Raw genomic sequence first — 359 nt, 5'->3', positions numbered from 1 at the left:
AATCCGACCGAGCGCCGGCATCGCGTGATCGAAGCGCTGCGCGAAGTGGGGCTGGATCGCACCGCGTTGGGGCGGTATCCGCACGAGTTCTCCGGCGGGCAGCGCCAGCGCATCTGCATTGCGCGCGCACTGGCACTGAACCCGAAGGTGGTGATTGCCGATGAATCGGTGTCGGCGCTGGATGTGTCCATTCAGGCGCAGATCCTGAACCTCTTCATGGACCTGCGCGAGCAGCTCAACCTGACGTACCTCTTCATCAGCCACGACCTGGGCGTGGTGGAGCACCTGTCGGACCGCGTGGTGATCATGTACCTTGGCCGCGTAGTGGAATCGGCGCCAGCGGAGGAAGTGTTCCGCCG

The 359-nt window shown here is 64.3% G+C and carries 1 protein-coding gene; it reads left to right on the top strand.

Annotated features, from left to right (window positions below; all coding sequences use genetic code 11):
- Nucleotides 1–24: 24 nt before the first annotated feature.
- Nucleotides 25–359, top strand: a 335-nt coding sequence (locus RVY79_RS18050; RefSeq protein ID WP_317465901.1) for an ABC transporter ATP-binding protein, incomplete at its 3' end; no start/stop codon positions are given.

It is taken from the genome of Chromohalobacter sp. HP20-39, assembly GCF_033052815.1.
Classification (GTDB): Bacteria; Pseudomonadota; Gammaproteobacteria; order Pseudomonadales; family Halomonadaceae; genus Chromohalobacter.
Note: the sequence above shows the minus strand (reverse complement) of the source record. Positions and strands in the feature narration are given on the sequence as shown.